This window comes from Prochlorococcus marinus str. MIT 1214 (assembly GCF_027359355.1).
GTDB lineage: Bacteria > Cyanobacteriota > Cyanobacteriia > PCC-6307 > Cyanobiaceae > Prochlorococcus_B > Prochlorococcus_B marinus_F.
In genome coordinates, this window is the sequence record NZ_CP114777.1 from 551,028 (window position 1) to 568,489 (window position 17,462).

Sequence of the window (17,462 nt, forward strand, 5' to 3'; positions counted from 1 at the left end):
CCATAAGATAATCTCATGATTTACCCAAAATAATCAAAGATAAAACCAATGCCTTACAAGTGTTTACTTATCTCGAGAAATCATATCAACGAATTTCATTTATAGAACTTTAAAGGCCTCCTAGATTACAAATTCAATTTGATTATCATTCTTTTTGGCTACGTTTTTGATACTCAGTCAGGAACATGAATTAACCTATAAGCGTGAAAAATGCCAGCCCAAAATCGATTCTTAACGAGATTCGACGAATTGAGGATATACCAGGATTTGTATATGTAATTAGGAACAAAGATCTCTATAAAATTGGTATTACTGTCTCTATCAAGAGAAGAGTAAAGGAACTAAAACCAGATGAAGTTGTAGCAGTTAAAGAAGCTTCCAATATTCGTGGAATAGAAAAGCTCCTACATAAGCGCTACAAGCATTGTCGAGTTCCTCAAACGGAGTACTTCAGGCTAAACAATGAAGAGGTAATTGAGGTTATAAATCTTCTAGGTGGAGAAGTTGCGAGTTCCTATTCCATAGCTCCTTCAATACAAAAAGAACTTCAGCAACTTGAGAAAATAGCCAAAAGAAAAGTCAAATTTAAGCTCACACCTGAAATTCAAAGCGTTATTGATGAGCTACAAGACACTATATTCAACAGCTATAGCGGCGAATCTCTTTGGGAAGAAGTACCACTAATAGAAAACGGAATAGAGATTGGAAGAGAGTCCTCCTATTTTGCTTATGCAAAAATCAAAGCAGAAAGTCCTGATATAGATATCAAGGTTCCACTTTCTGAAGATTTACTAAATGCGATTGAAAGACTTTGGTCAAGAGAAGACTTGTTCTTATCAGTTGCACGAGCAGAGACAGCCGATGAAGCTCAAGAATCAGCGAACGAAATATTAAGGGACTTCTTGCTAATTCTTTGCTGGGGCTATTGGGAAGGATCTATTACGCTTAGCTCTGATGGGGAAAGTTCTGCTCGGTCTCATGTAGAAATAATGGAAGACACCTTGAGAAGCCTGGGGGTTTGGTACACGACAGAATCACCAGCTAAGCGTAGAGAGTTAGAAGCTCTTAAGGGTTGGAGAAGCAAAAAACTGAAAAGTCTCTTTTGAAAAGATGGACTTTTTGGCTTTGTTGGATACTTGGATTAATAATTTTCCCTAATCCCTTATTTGGCTGGATCTTATTTTCTCCTCTTATCTACTTGCTTTGGTCCTGGCTAAAAAATAATTTGTTGTGATTACTCTTCTTACTTTTGGAGAGGCTCAGATTATTGGTGGCATCGTTCCCAATCTGATTGCTTTTGGTTTGTTCCTTGGAGCTATTGGATACTTCGCTTCAACTGGAAGAATGGCTGAGATGTTCGGCTGGAAAAACAAGAAATAAAGCTATTACTAGCGAGTCAATACTCAAGAGGGACCCGTGAGGGACCTTGAGCGTATTCCCATTAAAAAAGACAGGCTGGGAAACCTGTCTATGACTGATCGGGGCGACAGGATTCGAACCTGCGACCTAGTGCTCCCAAAGCACCCGCGCTACCAAGCTGCGCCACGCCCCGCCAACTAAGATTGTAGCCCCTGATAGCTGCTAAGAGAATAAATCATCTAAAATTTGACTCGATTTTGATTTTTTCTTATAACAATTCCAATATTAATCGAACCTGTGTGAATAAACACTAAACGGTGAGAAACTAAAGCATTGCTAGCAAAGGTTAAAAATGATTCCTGGAGAGATTAACTCAAATCATTAGATAAAAAAGAAATATTAACCCTATGGATAAATTATATAAGGATATTATTTAACTCTCAGTAATGGATTTGTATTACTGAATATATATTGAGTCTAAATAAAAGAACTCGTGAGAATTCTAATAAATGGCTAGGATAAAATTTATTCATAACGAATCCTTTGACTCCTCATTTAGATCACCCCTTTTTAATATTGATTTGGCACATACTCGTTGGGTACCTTCTCACTGTTAGTTGTGACTGGAACTGGATTCCATTGACTAGGGAAGAGAAAAAAAGAGGACCATCTCTTGATCAAATCAGAGGCAAGATATTTAACTGAAATTAAAAGATGAAAGCACCTAATTTGAAAGATTGACACATAGTTAAAATAGGACTTGATGTTTTCCTTGGAAGTCGAAAAATAAAATTGTTAATCAAACAAATACAAGCCAACTTAATTCAACATATATCTAGGTCAAATAAAAAGAAAATACAAATATATCTAAAAAGCTTCTTATTTTAAGTTAATACATATAATTAAAATAACTTTACGCATTTATATTGTTTAGAAATTATAAAAACAAAAAGAAACATATCCAGTGAATATTAGATTGTATAGATATTCATGATAGTAGATTATGGAGAATGAAAAACTCTTTCTGTTGTTCTATCAGAGAGCTAAGTAAAGTCGGTTTTTATATTTGATTTTATACATCCTTTATTCTAAAGTTTCTATAGGATAATATTATAGGATCCTTTAACATACATTTAAAATAGTAGAGCTAGAACACACTTGCTTTCTTCGTAGAAAGGATAGAATCTTTTCATAATTTAAGCTTAAATTAGTCCGTGAAACTCATACCAAATTTTGCTGAGTTACTGCATAAGATCAAATTACCATCCGCAGAGAAATGCTTTTTTATTGAGGATGGTGATGAAAAATACATCGAGAAATGGATGAAAAATGGAGAAATCACATGTGAGTTGGAACAACTTTTCGAATGGATAAACATAGAGTACAAACTTAAGAAAAAAAATCCAAATCACGAAGAGAAGCAACTTGCTCAGGAAATTAAGAAGAGGTTTCCTGTAGAACAATGGCGTGTTATAAAAATCTTTAGCGATCACCAAAGAAAGTATCGATACTACAAAAAGGCAATAGAGGACGTAAAACGACGTACTACTCCTCGCATGAATGAACAAGCAATTATGACTATCTTCAGCCCAGGCTGGGGTATAAATACCTAGTATGGTATAATTACCTATAACCACAAAGTATTTAAAGTCTCATGATTGAAAAGTACCCATTGATTCCTTTCATTATTTTTGCCGGAGCATTAATAAGCACAGCAACAATTGGTTTGCCAGTATTTGCTGGATAATTTGAATATAAATAAAATAACTTCAGTCAAAAATAAGATTTCCTAACAATTAAATATTAAATATATAAAGAATCAATAAGTAGTATTTCCAAATGAATAACATTATTTTCCAAAAATTGCTAACCAATAATTGAACAAGAAATAAGAAGAATATAAAAATATTAAAAGATAAACCCAATTAAGCCACGCAGGACGATTATTAGCATTATTCATTGAATTTAATAAATCAATGTTATATATAATATACTTACTAAATCCGATATTGACATAAAGCTTCTAAGGCTTAATGTTAATTCTACAAATTGAAACTCAAAAGTAATTACATAAGAGATCTATTTATGAAAAGACAGTACAAGTTTCTCGAAAAACACTTGAATGAATTTAGTAAAACATACAAAAGTTTAGGCGGTATCAAATGGTCTTTGAATTTTCCAGTTTATCTCTTTGATAGAGATTGGTTCAGACTTAAAAAAGTCACTGTCTACGATTTAGCTAAAGAACTTAAACCAGATAACTCACAAGAAGCCCCTGAATTGATTCAATATCAACAGTTACTCAAGGAAGGTCACGATCATTTACTTGCTATTCAGGAATGTTGGAATGAATTTGGAATGGAAGATTTTCATCGATCTCTTAGAAACTCTTCAAAATCGAATACAAAAGGGAATAATGGATGGACTTTTAAAAAATACGTTGAACTCCTAGTTGGTTATAGACAAATTATTGAGGATAAAAAAGTTCGCATACCAATCATTATTCTAGGAAGAACTCCAAACGAAGATCACCAACTTGAATGGATAAGCGATGCTTTTATTTCTGAATTAACTTTCGCAGATTAAAAATATAAAATCGACTCTATCCAAAAAGTTTCAAGCAATAGTTAAATCGTCAGATCTTGTACCCCACTCCGTATCTTCTAGAAGATCAGAATAACAAGACGCATTTACCAAGTTATATTTCTGAAATTTCCAATCTGAATCTTCAAGATAATCTGAGTACTCGAATGTTTTGGCAAGAAGAGAGAATTCCTTACTAAAAGGGCACATAAATCTTATGTATATTTTCAATCATTCACACTGCTAAAGGTAAAAGCAAGAAAATATTATATTTCCTAAAGATTTAGATATAAGATTTAAGTTCAAAGACATGAAAAAAGAGCAAAAAAACATCAGTAATGAGATATTGTATCTATAAAAAATTTAAATAATAATGGGTTCAATCAGAAAGGGGAAAGATGGTGAGTTAGATGTCAATAACTTACCTGAAGGTGTTTATTTCTTTTCAGGTCAAGAGGGATTTGTAAAAATCGAGGTAGATCAATACGGTCATCAAAGTTGGGATCTTCATAATTGGTTTGCCTCCTTAGACCCAGACTCAAATGAAATTCAGCATCAAAAAACAATTGAAGACATCAAAAGAAGACTAAATGCAAAGACAGGAATTATTAATCCACCTAAAAATTTAGTAAAAAAATTTTTCACTAATCCTTTTAAAAAAAAGTGAACTAAAAAACTTATTTAAAAAATAAAAAAATTTGATTTATTGCTAATCCAATTAGAGAATATCTTAATAATGTACACCATGCATATAAATAAACACATTCATAATCTGACTTAGAGATTTCTTCTCCTTTTGACTTCAACAACAGATTAAATCGATAATTTGCATTATTTTTAATAATAAAAACTATGCTTAATGCTAATAGTAGTAATAAATTTGAGTTCATCAATAAAATGAAAGCAATAAAAAAAGAGATATTTGAGATGAAGTCAAAAAAAGGAACAAATGTAGCAGGTAAAACAAATAAATTAGATAAAATATAAATAACTCTCATTTGATTAATACAAGAAAACATCTTAGAATAATGTTAGAAATATTTATATCTTTAGCAAACAATTACATAGATGGCAATTGTTATATCGAAATTTAATAAAAACGAAAATAAAAACCTAAAAATAATCTAGTTAAAGTAGTATGGATAATGAACAAATAAGTAATCCAAGGGCACCTCTAACTTTATACTGCGATGATCTGAATTAAATTTATATATTTTTTTTTCATATTGTAACATAGGATTTTAAAAAAGTTATCATTAAATAACTAGACATAAAAAAATGAAAATAGTTCTTCTACTTTCTATATTTATATTAGCCTTTTTATTAATTGGAAAAAAGATATTTTATTTTGCACAAAGGAATCTTATCAAAAATCAATCAGCATGGTCTGGTAAAGATATAACAATTAAATATAGAAACTCAAAAGATATTGATGAATCAAAAGGAAATGATAACTATTTAAAAATAATTGCTGATGAATCCAAAGTCTATTTAGAAGACCAAACTAAGGGAGAGGATTCATGAAATTAAAACAAATCAAACTAGCAAAAAGAAGAATGCCTAAGATTAAATAAAAAAATTAATTCACACCTACACTTTTACTGATCCTAAAAAATTAACAAAAATGCCGTATAAGTTATTATTAATCCATAATATATATTTTCTATTAGTAAAAACTACTATAGTTGATATGACTATAAATAACCCACTTTTTATTTTTGCTGTAATAACAGTCATTTGGTTTATTCCTGGAATTATACTTAGAAGATATAATGAATTAAATCAGATAAAGAAAAAGAAAAAAAAACAAGCTGATGCTATTAAAAAACTATACCCTAAGTCCAATGATTGATCTGATTAATACTTATAAACATATTTGAATTAATAAACCTATCAAAACTTTATATATTAATAGCAAGTTATACACTAAGTTATTTCATGAAATATCACTAGCTATTACTTAGACTTCGCAATAAGTCATCAAATTAGCACCTTTTATGTATTAGCAGTAGTATTTTAGATACAATAAGTTAGTGTTTTAAAAACTCTTTGATGATAAAGAAATTGGGTCAATATGGTGGCTATTTACTAAGTGGAATATTGATAGCATGGCTAATAAATCCAATAGCAGCGCTAGCATTCCTTGAGATTTTTTTTAAAATGAGCTTACTAATATTTATCCCCATCGGCGGAGCTTATGTCTTAGATAAAATAATACTTCTAAAATATCAAAAGGCATGGAACATCCTTTTACCAGCTTGGATAATAGTTAGTATCTACTTTACTTTTAAGCTAGTTAAATTCATAGAAAGACTTATTAGTTAAATATTTAAGGGTTTTAATTTAATTATTTTTAAGATAATATTTTTCTAATTATTCTTGGCTAAAGGGCTCAGTCCATTCTAAAAACATTCAAAACTCACTTCAAAAAGCTTAGAAATCAAGACCTCATCATAAGCTTTTCCAAAATACTTAGCATTTCTAGAAGTTAAAATATTCAACCTTATCGAAAAAATTAATCCTTTATGGATAATGATTATTACAGTTGAAACTTGAACAACATGGTGCTCCCTTTTATTACTGCAATATTTTTCCCTGATTATGGTTACCAAGGGATTCCTTGGGATTTGTATTTACTTCATTTCTTTTTCTTTGCGATTGTGATTCCATTCCATGTAATTATTTTTGCTGCGCGTAGTGCTCAGAAGGTAAAGCCTAACGGCGTAAAGGACTGGCTCAAGTGGGAAACAAATGCTAGTCAAGACGAATTAGCTTCAAGATTTCCAAACAATTTCCCTACTGCTTAACTCTCGTTAAAGCCTTTTAAAAATGTCTGAATTTATCAAGGTGCTACAACTTCATTAAATTTGGGCAATTTTAGGTTTATATATATACCTGCTTCTAAAAAAAAATGCTTCATTTGCCATTCTTAACCTTTGCTTTGGGAGGAGGAAGCCTCTCAGCAACAATTGTCGGTGTTGTATCCCTTGTTCTTTTTGGACTAGTTGGTGTAATTGCTGGTCCTAATCTATCTAAATTTGATTCTGAAGCTTAGGAAGATAGCTTATAGACAAATATCTATTAGCCAAATTTCCTAACTAATATTATAGATTTTCAAAAATCTATCTTGGGACTCAAACTAAAAAAGATCTAAATTCATCAGGTTTTATAAACCTAGATGGATTTAGATCTTTTTTTTAACTTAATTCAAATTACAAAAACATTTTCAAATACCATGGCTTAAGACATTGCTACTATCAAAAAAATCGAATTTATAACGACAATCAAGGAACAACATATAAGCAAAACTTATAGATTGTATGACTATAAGATATGAAGGTTGATTATTTGAGACTCAGCCTTATACATTTATATGTATAAAATTTACAATTTACAGTCAAATGGAAATGAACCCTTATAAGCCTTTTATGCAAGCTATTAAAAAAATCTGCAAAAATTTCAAATAGAAGTTTAGTTAATGTGCAGATTTAAATTCTCCTCCTCTTCCTCCAGCTTCTGTTGCTTGTCCTATTCGAGAAAATAAATTCAAGCTTTCATCATTTAAATTAATCACTTCAACCTCAGATCCACCTAATTTTATTCTTCTAATTACTTGATCAAGAACGGTTACACCACTTTGGTCCCAAATATGAGCTCCGGCCATATCGATGGTAATTTTCTTAGGATGTTCATGAAGTTCAAATCCTTGCCTAAAGTAAATGCTGCTAACAAAGAATAATTGACCTTTAACTTTATATATCCTGTGATCTTCACCATTTAGCGAAGACTCAACCTTAATAACCTTTGCAACCTTTCTACTAAATAGTATTGCGGCAAGTCCTACCCCTGCAAGAAGACCCAAGGCTAGATTATGAGTAATAACAGTTACAAATACAGTTAAAATCATAACTGAACTATCACTTCTAGGGATACGGCGAATATCTTTTATTGAGATCCAATTAGCGGTATTGATCGCAATCATTATCATTACTCCAACCAATGTTGCCATTGGGATTTGATTCACCCAATCTTTAGCAGCAAGAATCATTGCTATTAAACAAACCCCTGAACTTAATGTTGAAAGTCGCGTTCTTCCCCCATAGCCCACATTCATAACTGATTGTCCAACCAAAGCACATCCAGCCATACCGCCAAAAAGAGAACTAACAATATTCCCTATACCTTGACCACGAGCCTCAACATTTTTATTTGTACTTTTATCAGTCATATCATCAAGAATATCTTGAGTAAGAAATGTCTCCATAAGACCTACCAAAGAAATTGCCAAAGCTGTTGGCAATATCAAACCAAGAGTTTCAAAATTAAAAGGAACTTTTGGAAAGCCAAAGCCAGGCAATCCATTTGGAAGAATTCCTAAATTCGACACAGTTGGAACATTTAATTTAAATCCAATAGAAATTGCTGAACAAATAAAAATTGCTATCAAGGCTGAAGGCAAAATCTTGGTAACTTTTGGCAGCAAATAAATAATCAACAATGTAAGGATGGTCAATCCCCAAACTGCAGGTACTTGTGTTGCAGTAACAACTTTTGCAGAATGCGCTATGTCAATTCCTAAATGAGGCAATTGAGCAAGGAAGATCAATATAGCCAAACCATTCACAAAGCCATCCATAACAGGTTGAGGTACAAATCTCATCTGATGTGCAAGTCTTAGATACCCCCAAGCGATCTGAAGAACTCCCGTAAGCAATCCAGCAGCTAAAAGATATTGCAGACCAAGCCCAGGGCTAATATTTTCTCCTTGTTGAACAATCCCAGTCATCAAAAGGGCGGTTGAACCAGTTACGGAGGTAATCATGGCCATTCTGCCCCCAAAAATTGCAAGGGTTACAGAAAGCAAAAAAGCACCAAATAAACCAACTCTTGGATCAACACCTGCAATACCTGAAAAAGCTATAGCCTCTGGAATCATTGCGAATGCAACCACTAGCCCAGCGAGGACATCTCGAGAAGGAGAGACTATTCTCTCCTTTGTGAATAAAGTGATCAATTTCAAAACTACGCTTCTACCATCCTGCCTTATTAGTCATGAAAATTCAGATTAGCAAGCAGATCTTCTTACTAATCTGAATAAATCAATCAGATTCCTCTTTCCTTTCAATAAATGAATCCATCAACTTTTTGTATTCATTCTCTCTTGAGCTTTTTGCAAAGCCAACAATAAAAACGATAGATGACACAACAGTTAAGGCTATTATTGTCGGACTAAGACCCATTTCACTAGCAGTCAAAGCAAAGAAAATATGAGTTATCATCAAATACAAAAATACTTTTAAAAGGCTAGGTTGAATAGCACGATCTTGAAAGTTTTTTAGACAGAAGTTTATTTTTTATTTAAATGAGATCAAATGAATACAAGCAATTTATACCTATTTTTCTTTTATTAAAGTAACAAACTCCTCAGTAGTTAAGGCAGGTTTATACTCCCAAGTCATTCCGAATTTATCTCTCCAAGATCCAAAAACCTTAAATAAAATTGATGCACTTGAAGCCCTACAAATTATAACTCCTGTACCATCTTGTGGCGTATGAGCCCATGAAATCCTCTCATAGCCATCAATAAGATTCTCAGATTTTCCACTTTCAACATAATCTACAAATGCTTCAGATGAATAATTTTGATCTTCAGATGATTCGAATTTCCAAGTGACTACATACAACTGCATGTTTTATTTTCGGAGGGCTTTTATTCTATCTGAGAATCATTTTTTATTTCTAAAGCCAGGCTCAAATTGTCTTCTCGCCGCCTGTGTTCTTAGTATTAACTGCCTACCAGAACTCGATAGAGTGAACCGCAATGCTTTGCCAGACTTAAACATTGCCTCTCCAATTGCCTTCGTTCTTGATAATTCAATTTGGTATGCCCTAGAAACAGCCCTCTCAGCATCAACGTTTGCCAGCTTTGCCTGTTGGGCCAATCGTTTCGTTTTTGATTTAGGAATTACTGAGAGTTCGCTTTCAGGTTCTGCCCACCTCCACAACCAATTAGAATTGGATTTTGTAATTGAAGAAGATTTCTTAACCATGCCCCCATTTCCATAAGACAATAAGGCGTTTCACACCTCACAAAGACCCTAACCGCTATAGGTAAAGAAAAAGGTTTGAGATTGCAAAAAAAAAAGAAAGTTAAAAAAGTGCTTCAAATTACAAAAACTAAAAAATTAATAATTTCAAACCTAAAATTTTTACGTACTTATAATCATTAGAAGAAAAATGAATTCTAAAAACTATAGTTTTTAAAATTTAGGAAGTCAGCGTAAAAAATAAAAATATTAGCTTTTTTACTGATTAAAATTTAAAGGGTAATTCTATTAAAGCCCAAACATACAAAGATATATTTAATGCAATAGCTGCTCCTACTGTTAGCTTCTTCATATAAAAGTTAATTACTACATTTTTAATTCAGCAATAAAATGTCTTTTGAGAAAGTATTTATACTCTCATCAACACATTGGTTTTTAACTTTTATAGATTTTCAGGAAGGAAAAGAAGTCCAGACCTGCAATCATCAAGAAGTTCTTTAATCTTAGTTAATTTTGAATCAGCTACTTGGTCAGCCTTAACAGAGATCCAAATAGGTTTTATCAATTCATTACTTGGTCCGAGTCTTATACGAGCTCCAAACCAATTTGCATGCGAAGGTATTGAGGCTCTGCATTTTGTCTCATTAATAGTTAAATCAACCTTCCTCTCGATAAGCCAATCTTCAACGAAAATCAAATTAGTAAAACTATTTAAACCAGCATTTACAGATGTAAAACTGAATGTCAAAAGGATCACAAACAAATAATTCTTCAAATTTTCAGAAGTGGCCATCACTTCAAGTTATCTAGAAATAGTCTTAAACAAAAATGGGTCGCCTGAGATTCGAACTCAGGACCAGCCGGTTAAAAGCCGGATGCTCTACCACTGAGCTAGCGACCCCTAATACACAATAATAATGGTCCAATATGAAAAATATCACGTTGTCGAAGCATTAATGACCTTAATGTTCCTTTTTGAGGACTAAAAAACAATTTAAAGATATTTTTTTTCCATCCTCATTGATTTTTTAGATAATTTTGAAGTCTTAATAAATAGTTGAGGGACATCAGAATATTATTTAATTAAGCTTTTAAAAAGAAAAACACGACAGTTTGAAAGAAAATCCATCGGTAACCGTAATAGGCGCTGGTCTCGCAGGTTCAGAAGCAGCATGGCAAATAGCAAGTGCTGGAGTAAAAGTAACTCTCTTTGAAATGCGACCAAAGAAGAAGTCTCCAGCTCACCACTCATCGGAATTCGCTGAACTTGTTTGCAGCAATAGCTTTGGAGCGCTTAGTAGTGATAGAGCGGCAGGACTTTTACAAGAAGAGTTAAGAAATTTAAAATCTATTGTTATTGCAAAAGCTGATCAACACTCAGTCCCAGCGGGAGGAGCACTTGCCGTAGACAGAAGTCAATTCAGCCTATCAATCACAAATGAACTTTCCTCTCATCCCCTAATAAGAATCATTAGAGATGAGTGTCCGTGCCTACCAAATGCGCAACAAATTACGATTCTGGCCACAGGTCCTTTAACAAGCGAATCGCTAGCTGAGGACATCAAAAAATTCACAGGAGAAAATGAATGTCATTTTTTTGATGCGGCTAGTCCAATAATTACTGGTGAAAGCATTGATTTTTCAACAGCATTTCGGGCTAGTAGATACGACAAAGGCGATGCTGATTACGTTAATTGTCCGATGAATGAAGAGTCATATTTTAAATTTCACTCTGCATTAATCAAAGCTGAACAAGCTGAACTAAAGGATTTTGAAAAAGAATCAGCTCTTTTTTTTGAAGGCTGCCTTCCCATAGAAGAGCTTGCGAAAAGAGGCCTAGAGACTATGCGTTATGGCCCATTAAAGCCCATAGGTCTCTGGGATCAAAGGTGGGGAGATGTAAACGACAAAACCCTCCGAAGGCTTAAAAGAGCTCATGCTGTCGTTCAATTAAGACAAGAGGATAAAGCAGGTCAACTATGGAATCTCGTAGGTTTTCAAACAAATTTAAAATGGGGCGAGCAAAAACGTGTATTCAGAATGATTCCTGGCTTGTCGAATGCAGAATTTATTCGCTTGGGAGTAATGCATAGAAATACTTTTCTTGAATCTCCAAAGCTATTAGAGCCAACACTTCAGTTTATAAATAGAAAAACTTTATTTGCTGCTGGACAGCTCACTGGTACAGAGGGGTATGCTGCAGCTATAGCTGGAGGCTGGTTAGCAGGAACTAACGCAGCACTGTTGGCAAAGGGATTCAATACAATTACTTTGCCATCGTCTACCATGATTGGGGCGTTGACAAACTTTGTCAGTAATAGTCAAGCAAGCTTACGAATTCAAAATAAAAAACACTTTCAACCTATGCCAGCTAATTTCGGATTACTACCTGAACTCGAGAATAGAGTTCACAACAAACGTGAAAGATACAAAAAATATAGAGATAGAGCTCTAAGCCAAATAAAAAAGTTAAGAGAAACATTATTAGATAAAAACTCTACTCAACCGTCCAATTAAAAAATTTCTTTTAAATCATGACTCAATTAACAAAAAAGACTAAAGCTTCTTGCAACTGGGATTCGATAGTTATTGGTTCGGGTCTTGGTGGATTAGTGACTGCAAGTCAACTAGCAAGTAAGGGTGCAAAAGTTCTTGTGCTGGAACAGTACAAAATTCCTGGTGGAAGTGGTGGTTCATTTAAAAGAAAAGGATTTACGTTTGATGTTGGAGCATCAATGATTTTCGGCTTTGGTAAAAAGGGGTACACCAATTTGCTAACACGAGCCCTCAATGATGTTGGGCAAGAATGTGAAACGGTCCCAGACCCAACACAATTGGCATATCATCTACCTAATCATTTAGAAATTACAGTTGATAGAGATTATACAAAATTCATTACTAAGCTAATTGATTTATTTCCCCATGAAGAGAAAGGAATAAATTATTTCTACGAAACATGCTGGGATGTATTTAATTGTCTGAATTCGATGCCATTACTTTCAATAGAGGACCCAGGATATCTAATGAAAGTTTTTTTCAAATCACCCTTATCATGCCTAGGCCTCGCTAGATGGTTACCAGTTAATGCGGGAGATGTTGCTAGACGACATATCAAAGATCCCGCACTTTTAAAATTTATAGATATTGAATGTTTTTGCTGGTCAGTCATGCCCGCCGACTTAACACCTATGATAAATGCAGGAATGGTTTTTTCTGATAGACATTATGGGGGTATTAACTATCCAAAAGGAGGTGTTGGTATTATTGCAGAAAAGTTAGTTAAAGGAATTGAAAAATTCAAAGGAGAAGTTAGGTATAGAACTAAAGTTAAAAAAATAATTTTTGAGAACGAAAAGGCAATAGGTGTTTCATTAGATAATGGTGAAGAAATTTTTGGTAAAACAATAGTCTCTAATGCCACAAGATGGGATACATTTGGTGGCCAAGGAATCAATGATCCACTTGTTGAGCCAGGCAAAACTCCAACAGCTGAGACAAAATGGAATAATAGATACATTCCTTCTCCTTCATTTTTATCCCTTCATTTGGGAGTAAGTAAAAACTCAATTCCTTCGAATACACATTGCCATCACTTACTTCTCGATAAATGGGAAAAAATGGAACAAGAACAAGGAGTTACTTTTCTATCAATCCCTACTCTATTAGATCCATCATTAGCACCTTCAGATAGCCATATTGTTCATGCCTTTACTCCTTCTTCAATGGATTATTGGGAGGGATTAAGCAACAAAGAATATCTTGACAAGAAAAAAGAAGATGGAGAAAAACTTATATCTAAGTTAGAAAAATTGTTTCCAAACCTTAGTCAAAATATTTTACATAAAGAGATAGGTAGTCCAAGAACACATAAAAGGTTTCTTTCTAGAAATAAAGGCAGTTATGGGCCAATACCTTCAATGAGATTACCTGGTCTTCTTCCTATGCCATTTAATACTACAAAGATAAAAGGACTCTATTGTGTTGGTGATTCTTCTTTCCCGGGTCAAGGATTAAATGCAGTGGCCTTTAGCGGCTATGCCTGTGCTCACAAAATAGGATCAAAGCTTGGGATGAACAAATGGGAGCTTCCTGAATAAATTATCAAAAACCTACCAAAAGCTACGAAGGCAAATTATCAAGACTAAATCTATAACCTTGCTGTCGAACTGTTGTTATTCCACCGCCATCACCTAGGCCTGCTTGTTCTAGTTTTCTTCTAAGCGTCAAAACTTGTGTATCAACAGAACGAGGACCTCCACTAAATGGAGGCCAAGCCATTCGAAGTAGCTCATGACGACTTCTTACCATGCCAGGTGGCATCAACAAGGCACACAACAAAGCAAATTCCCTAGGACTTAATTCTACAGGTTTTTCTCGCAACGTGACCTGTCTGAGAAGCAGATGAACCTCAAGTGGACCAACAGCGACACGTTCCTGTAAACCAATTCTTCCTCGTTTAAGTAATGTCCTGCATCTAGCAGCTAATTCCTCTAAGCCAAAGGGTTTCCTTAAAACATCATCAGCTCCGTCATCTAAAAGTCCTACTACGGGTTCAACTCCCGTTCTTGCTGTTAAGACAATCACTGAACATCCCAACTGTTGTGCAAGTCGAAGAGCTGAACTTTTTTCCAATATCTCTGCACTAACTAATAAATCTGGAGATTGATCCCTACAAAGATCAACTGCCTCCTCAGCAGAACCTACTGCTGCTGCCAATTGTCCATCTTGCCTTAATCTCTGAACCAAAACAGTTCTGAGAGTCGGATGTGGTTCGACAACAAGCACCTTTGAAGGTGATTGCGTGGTTGCTTGAGTAGGGGAAGAACCTGAGGAGGATCCTTGAATTTGCTCAGTAGCAAGCTGATCTGCAGGTATTAATGTCACAAGTCGGAAATGTAGACCCTTAGACTGGAGAAGATATTAAAGCAAACTGTTCGCTGACTATCAAGAATAGTTTGTGTCTTAGCAAACCATGACATCTTTTGATACTCCAGAAGCAATAAAACACTTTCAATCAATTTGTGATGCCTGTCAGGAGCTAATAAGTCGATACCACAGTCCTTCTGAGCTTAGGATCTATGCAGACGGATATTTGCATTCTCTCAGGAATTGCAAGAGATTAGGCTCTAGGGATCAAGAGAAGTTAGAAGCATTAATTGATAGATGGATAATGGATCCTTCAAGCTTTATTGGTCCTGATGGCGATATTAATAACCTCTTTTTTCAAAAAGAAACCTAGATAATGAATCAAAAAAGTAACAAGTTATGAAGCTAGTGCAATTTCTAATTTTTCCTTCAATTCTCCAGAGTTATACATGCTTATCAAAATATCGGATCCGCCAATAAATTCCCCCTTTACATAAACTTGAGGAATTGTCGGCCAATTTGAATATTCTTTAATCCCTTCTCGAATCTCCATATCTGAAAGTACATCAAAAGTCTCAAAGCTCATTCCCAATGAATTGAGGATTTGAACAACATTGTTTGAAAAACCACATTGGGGCATTAACTTATTACCTTTCATGAAAACAAATATTGGTTTTGAATTTATTAAGAGTTCGATTTTTGAACGAATTGTGGAATCCATATCTGAAAAGTTATTGAGGAGTTGAGGTTTTCAAGGCCAAAGCATGAATTGTTTCTGTTTTCAATTCATTTTTTAACGCACCATAAACAAGTTGATGTTGTTGTACAAGAGATAGGCCAAAGAATTCTTCAGATACAACATTGACTTCAAGATGATCACCACCGCCCATATCTATTACATCAACGTGAGCATCGGGAAGTGATTGCTTAATTAAAAGAGTAACTTCTTGGGCTGTAATCATTTTCAAATAAGTAATTAAAGTGAATTTGGAGAAAATAATTTCAATGTAAGTACTAAATATTCAACGAAGTAAAATCATATTATCTTCTACCCACAGCTAACAAAGCCGATTGTTCAGCACTTCTCATACTTTTAGAAAGTTCAATATTAAATTCATTTGTTGATTGCTTAAAATCCCTCGAAATAATTATTGGTTTAGAGAAACAAATGGATGCCGATCCATAAAACTTCGGAATAACATCACTGTAGGCCAAGCCTACTGGAACGATTTTAATTTCCAAGCCTTTGTTAGAGGCAAGTTGAGCTAGGCGGATCAAGCCTTTTTTCAGTTTTACAGGCTCGCTAAATCGATTTATCTTTCCTTCTGGAAATACAACTAATTGCTGACTTGAAATCAACAAATCCACTGCATATCTAAGAGTAATTAAAGAAGGTCTTCCTTGATCAATTGGGAAACAACCCAACCTATTTAAGAACCAACCTTGTAACCCTTTCATTTCTGATCGAGTGACCATATATCTACAATCTCTATTTGTAATCCTTCTCCCAGCTGCCATAGTCAACATCAAAGCATCCCACCTAGATCTATGAGTGGGAGCAAGTACAACAGAACCACTTAAAGGTAAATTCTCTCCCCCAATAACTATTCTTCTTCGAAAAAAATTGTTCAACGCAAAATCTTGCGTAGCAAGCATCGCTAATCGACTCCAGAAAGGATCAATCCCAAGGCATATTTTTTTTTCTCTATGAAGAAGGGGCAAAAAATCCCTCTTTAACAAACCATGTAATGAAGTTAACTCCGAAAGCTTTATGATTAACGGTCGGACTGGGCAGTTACTCCAGCGGCTAAACCTTATTTTGCTTTTGATGAATACAATCAAAGTATATTTTAAATACCTATGGCAAGTCTTGGTGTAAACATTGATCACATAGCAAATGTCCGAGAAGCTCGTAAGACATTTGAACCTGATCCAGTAAAAATGGTTCTTTTAGCGGAATTAGGTGGGGCTGACGGCATAACAGTTCATCTAAGAGAAGATAGAAGGCATATTCAAGATAGAGATCTAAATCTTCTAAAAGAGACTGTGCATACGCGACTAAATCTGGAAATGGCTGCAACTGAAGAAATGACTTCAATAGCACTTAATCTCAAGCCAGAGATGGTTACATTAGTTCCTGAAAAAAGGGAAGAGGTCACTACAGAAGGAGGACTCGATGTCATTAAACACAAAAACAAATTAAAGGAAATAATCCAACGTCTTTCAGATGAGAATATTCCGGTTAGTCTTTTTGTTGATCCAGTTCAAGCTCAATTAGAAAATTGTGCTGAAGTAAATGCCGCCTGGATTGAACTGCACACAGGTAAATATGCAATCACAAAAAACAATGCAAGAGATTTGGAATTATCCATTCTTCAAGAGAGTACAGCCAAAGCAAAATCCTATGGTTTGAGAGTAAACGCAGGGCATGGATTGACATATCAAAACGTTGAACCGATAGCAGCTATTGAAGGGATTGAAGAATTAAATATTGGCCATACAATTATTTCTAGAGCCCTTTCAGTAGGTTTATCTCAGGCAGTAAAAGAAATGAAATGCCTAATCATCAATCCAAGGAAAGACAACTTCTTACTTTAAAAATATTTT

Annotated in this window: 22 protein-coding genes and 2 tRNA genes; 13 read left to right on the forward strand and 11 right to left on the reverse strand. The window is 34.2% G+C overall.

The annotated features are described in order from the left end of the window. The first annotated feature begins 203 nt into the window (after nt 1-203). The gene (locus tag O5639_RS03555) at nt 204-1,106 is read left to right on the forward strand and encodes a GIY-YIG nuclease family protein (RefSeq protein WP_269625113.1); all 903 of its coding nucleotides are present in this window, start codon (nt 204-206) and stop codon (nt 1,104-1,106) included. A gap of 124 nt (nt 1,107-1,230) precedes the next feature. After that, nucleotides 1,231-1,380: a hypothetical protein gene (locus O5639_RS03560; RefSeq protein ID WP_269625114.1), complete on the forward strand. Its 150-nt coding sequence runs from the start codon at nt 1,231-1,233 to the stop codon at nt 1,378-1,380. Between the two features lie 98 nt (nt 1,381-1,478). Here O5639_RS03560 and O5639_RS03565 read toward each other — a convergent pair. Further along, nucleotides 1,479-1,552, reverse strand: a tRNA-Pro gene (locus O5639_RS03565). Between the two features lie 1,021 nt (nt 1,553-2,573). On the opposite strand from O5639_RS03565, the gene O5639_RS03570 reads away from it, so the two are divergent. From O5639_RS03570 to O5639_RS03600, 7 genes are all read left to right on the forward strand, one after another. Beyond that, complete coding sequence (locus O5639_RS03570) at nt 2,574-2,972, forward strand: hypothetical protein (protein WP_269625115.1); 399 nt, start codon at nt 2,574-2,576, stop codon at nt 2,970-2,972. Nucleotides 2,973-3,444: 472 nt separating this feature from the next. Continuing rightward, a complete protein-coding gene (locus O5639_RS03575) occupies nt 3,445-3,945 on the forward strand; it encodes a hypothetical protein (protein WP_269625116.1) in 501 nt (166 codons plus the stop codon). A 370-nt stretch (nt 3,946-4,315) separates the two neighbouring features. Further along, nucleotides 4,316-4,609 (forward strand): hypothetical protein, encoded by a 294-nt coding sequence (locus O5639_RS03580; protein WP_269625117.1) that lies wholly within the window; start codon nt 4,316-4,318, stop codon nt 4,607-4,609. A 611-nt stretch (nt 4,610-5,220) separates the two neighbouring features. After that, on the forward strand, nt 5,221-5,466 hold the full coding sequence (locus O5639_RS03585; protein WP_269625118.1) for a hypothetical protein: 246 nt from the start codon (nt 5,221-5,223) through the stop codon (nt 5,464-5,466). Between the two features lie 528 nt (nt 5,467-5,994). Then, a complete protein-coding gene (locus tag O5639_RS03590; RefSeq protein WP_269625119.1) occupies nt 5,995-6,267 on the forward strand; it encodes a hypothetical protein in 273 nt (90 codons plus the stop codon). Nucleotides 6,268-6,503: 236 nt separating this feature from the next. Next, nucleotides 6,504-6,749 carry a hypothetical protein gene (locus O5639_RS03595; RefSeq protein WP_269625120.1) on the forward strand — a complete coding sequence of 82 codons (246 nt, stop codon included), beginning with the start codon at nt 6,504-6,506 and terminating at the stop codon, nt 6,747-6,749. A gap of 104 nt (nt 6,750-6,853) precedes the next feature. Then, nucleotides 6,854-6,997 carry a hypothetical protein gene (locus tag O5639_RS03600; RefSeq protein ID WP_187152606.1) on the forward strand — a complete coding sequence of 48 codons (144 nt, stop codon included), beginning with the start codon at nt 6,854-6,856 and terminating at the stop codon, nt 6,995-6,997. A 420-nt stretch (nt 6,998-7,417) separates the two neighbouring features. Here O5639_RS03600 and O5639_RS03605 read toward each other — a convergent pair whose 3' ends face one another. From O5639_RS03605 to O5639_RS03630, 6 genes are all read right to left on the reverse strand, one after another. Further along, nucleotides 7,418-8,962: a SulP family inorganic anion transporter gene (locus O5639_RS03605; protein ID WP_269625121.1), complete on the reverse strand. Its 1,545-nt coding sequence runs from the start codon at nt 8,960-8,962 to the stop codon at nt 7,418-7,420. 79 nt (nt 8,963-9,041) lie between these two features. Beyond that, nucleotides 9,042-9,221 carry a hypothetical protein gene (locus tag O5639_RS03610; protein ID WP_269625122.1) on the reverse strand — a complete coding sequence of 60 codons (180 nt, stop codon included), beginning with the start codon at nt 9,219-9,221 and terminating at the stop codon, nt 9,042-9,044. A 114-nt stretch (nt 9,222-9,335) separates the two neighbouring features. Continuing rightward, nucleotides 9,336-9,632 (reverse strand): DUF3303 domain-containing protein, encoded by a 297-nt coding sequence (locus tag O5639_RS03615; protein WP_269625123.1) that lies wholly within the window; start codon nt 9,630-9,632, stop codon nt 9,336-9,338. 36 nt (nt 9,633-9,668) lie between these two features. Continuing rightward, a complete protein-coding gene (locus tag O5639_RS03620) occupies nt 9,669-9,992 on the reverse strand; it encodes a hypothetical protein (protein ID WP_158466806.1) in 324 nt (107 codons plus the stop codon). A 439-nt stretch (nt 9,993-10,431) separates the two neighbouring features. Continuing rightward, the gene (locus O5639_RS03625; RefSeq protein ID WP_269625124.1) at nt 10,432-10,782 is read right to left on the reverse strand and encodes a hypothetical protein; all 351 of its coding nucleotides are present in this window, start codon (nt 10,780-10,782) and stop codon (nt 10,432-10,434) included. A gap of 36 nt (nt 10,783-10,818) precedes the next feature. After that, nucleotides 10,819-10,890: transfer RNA gene (locus O5639_RS03630), tRNA-Lys, on the reverse strand. 212 nt (nt 10,891-11,102) lie between these two features. On the opposite strand from O5639_RS03630, the gene trmFO reads away from it, so the two are divergent. Beyond that, the gene (trmFO, locus tag O5639_RS03635) at nt 11,103-12,506 is read left to right on the forward strand and encodes an FADH(2)-oxidizing methylenetetrahydrofolate--tRNA-(uracil(54)-C(5))-methyltransferase TrmFO (protein WP_269625125.1); all 1,404 of its coding nucleotides are present in this window, start codon (nt 11,103-11,105) and stop codon (nt 12,504-12,506) included. Between the two features lie 17 nt (nt 12,507-12,523). Continuing rightward, on the forward strand, nt 12,524-14,086 hold the full coding sequence (gene crtH / locus O5639_RS03640; protein WP_269625126.1) for a carotenoid isomerase: 1,563 nt from the start codon (nt 12,524-12,526) through the stop codon (nt 14,084-14,086). Nucleotides 14,087-14,108: 22 nt separating this feature from the next. On the opposite strand, the gene O5639_RS03645 is transcribed toward crtH, so the two are convergent. Beyond that, complete coding sequence (locus O5639_RS03645; RefSeq protein WP_420063665.1) at nt 14,109-14,873, reverse strand: response regulator transcription factor; 765 nt, start codon at nt 14,871-14,873, stop codon at nt 14,109-14,111. Nucleotides 14,874-14,961: 88 nt separating this feature from the next. Here O5639_RS03645 and O5639_RS03650 point away from each other — a divergent pair, with 88 nt between their 5' ends. Next, on the forward strand, nt 14,962-15,228 hold the full coding sequence (locus O5639_RS03650; protein WP_269625127.1) for a DUF6761 family protein: 267 nt from the start codon (nt 14,962-14,964) through the stop codon (nt 15,226-15,228). Nucleotides 15,229-15,252: 24 nt separating this feature from the next. Here O5639_RS03650 and grxD read toward each other — a convergent pair whose 3' ends face one another. From grxD to O5639_RS03665, 3 genes are all read right to left on the reverse strand, one after another. Beyond that, on the reverse strand, nt 15,253-15,576 hold the full coding sequence (gene grxD, locus O5639_RS03655; RefSeq protein ID WP_269625128.1) for a Grx4 family monothiol glutaredoxin: 324 nt from the start codon (nt 15,574-15,576) through the stop codon (nt 15,253-15,255). 10 nt (nt 15,577-15,586) lie between these two features. Next, the gene (locus O5639_RS03660) at nt 15,587-15,817 is read right to left on the reverse strand and encodes a BolA family protein (protein ID WP_269625129.1); all 231 of its coding nucleotides are present in this window, start codon (nt 15,815-15,817) and stop codon (nt 15,587-15,589) included. A 79-nt stretch (nt 15,818-15,896) separates the two neighbouring features. Next, nucleotides 15,897-16,577 (reverse strand): lysophospholipid acyltransferase family protein, encoded by a 681-nt coding sequence (locus O5639_RS03665; protein ID WP_269625130.1) that lies wholly within the window; start codon nt 16,575-16,577, stop codon nt 15,897-15,899. Nucleotides 16,578-16,715: 138 nt separating this feature from the next. Between O5639_RS03665 and O5639_RS03670 the strand changes: the two genes are divergently transcribed. Then, nucleotides 16,716-17,453, forward strand: coding sequence for a pyridoxine 5'-phosphate synthase (locus tag O5639_RS03670; protein ID WP_269625131.1), 738 nt, complete (start codon nt 16,716-16,718; stop codon nt 17,451-17,453). Nucleotides 17,454-17,462 lie beyond the last annotated feature (9 nt).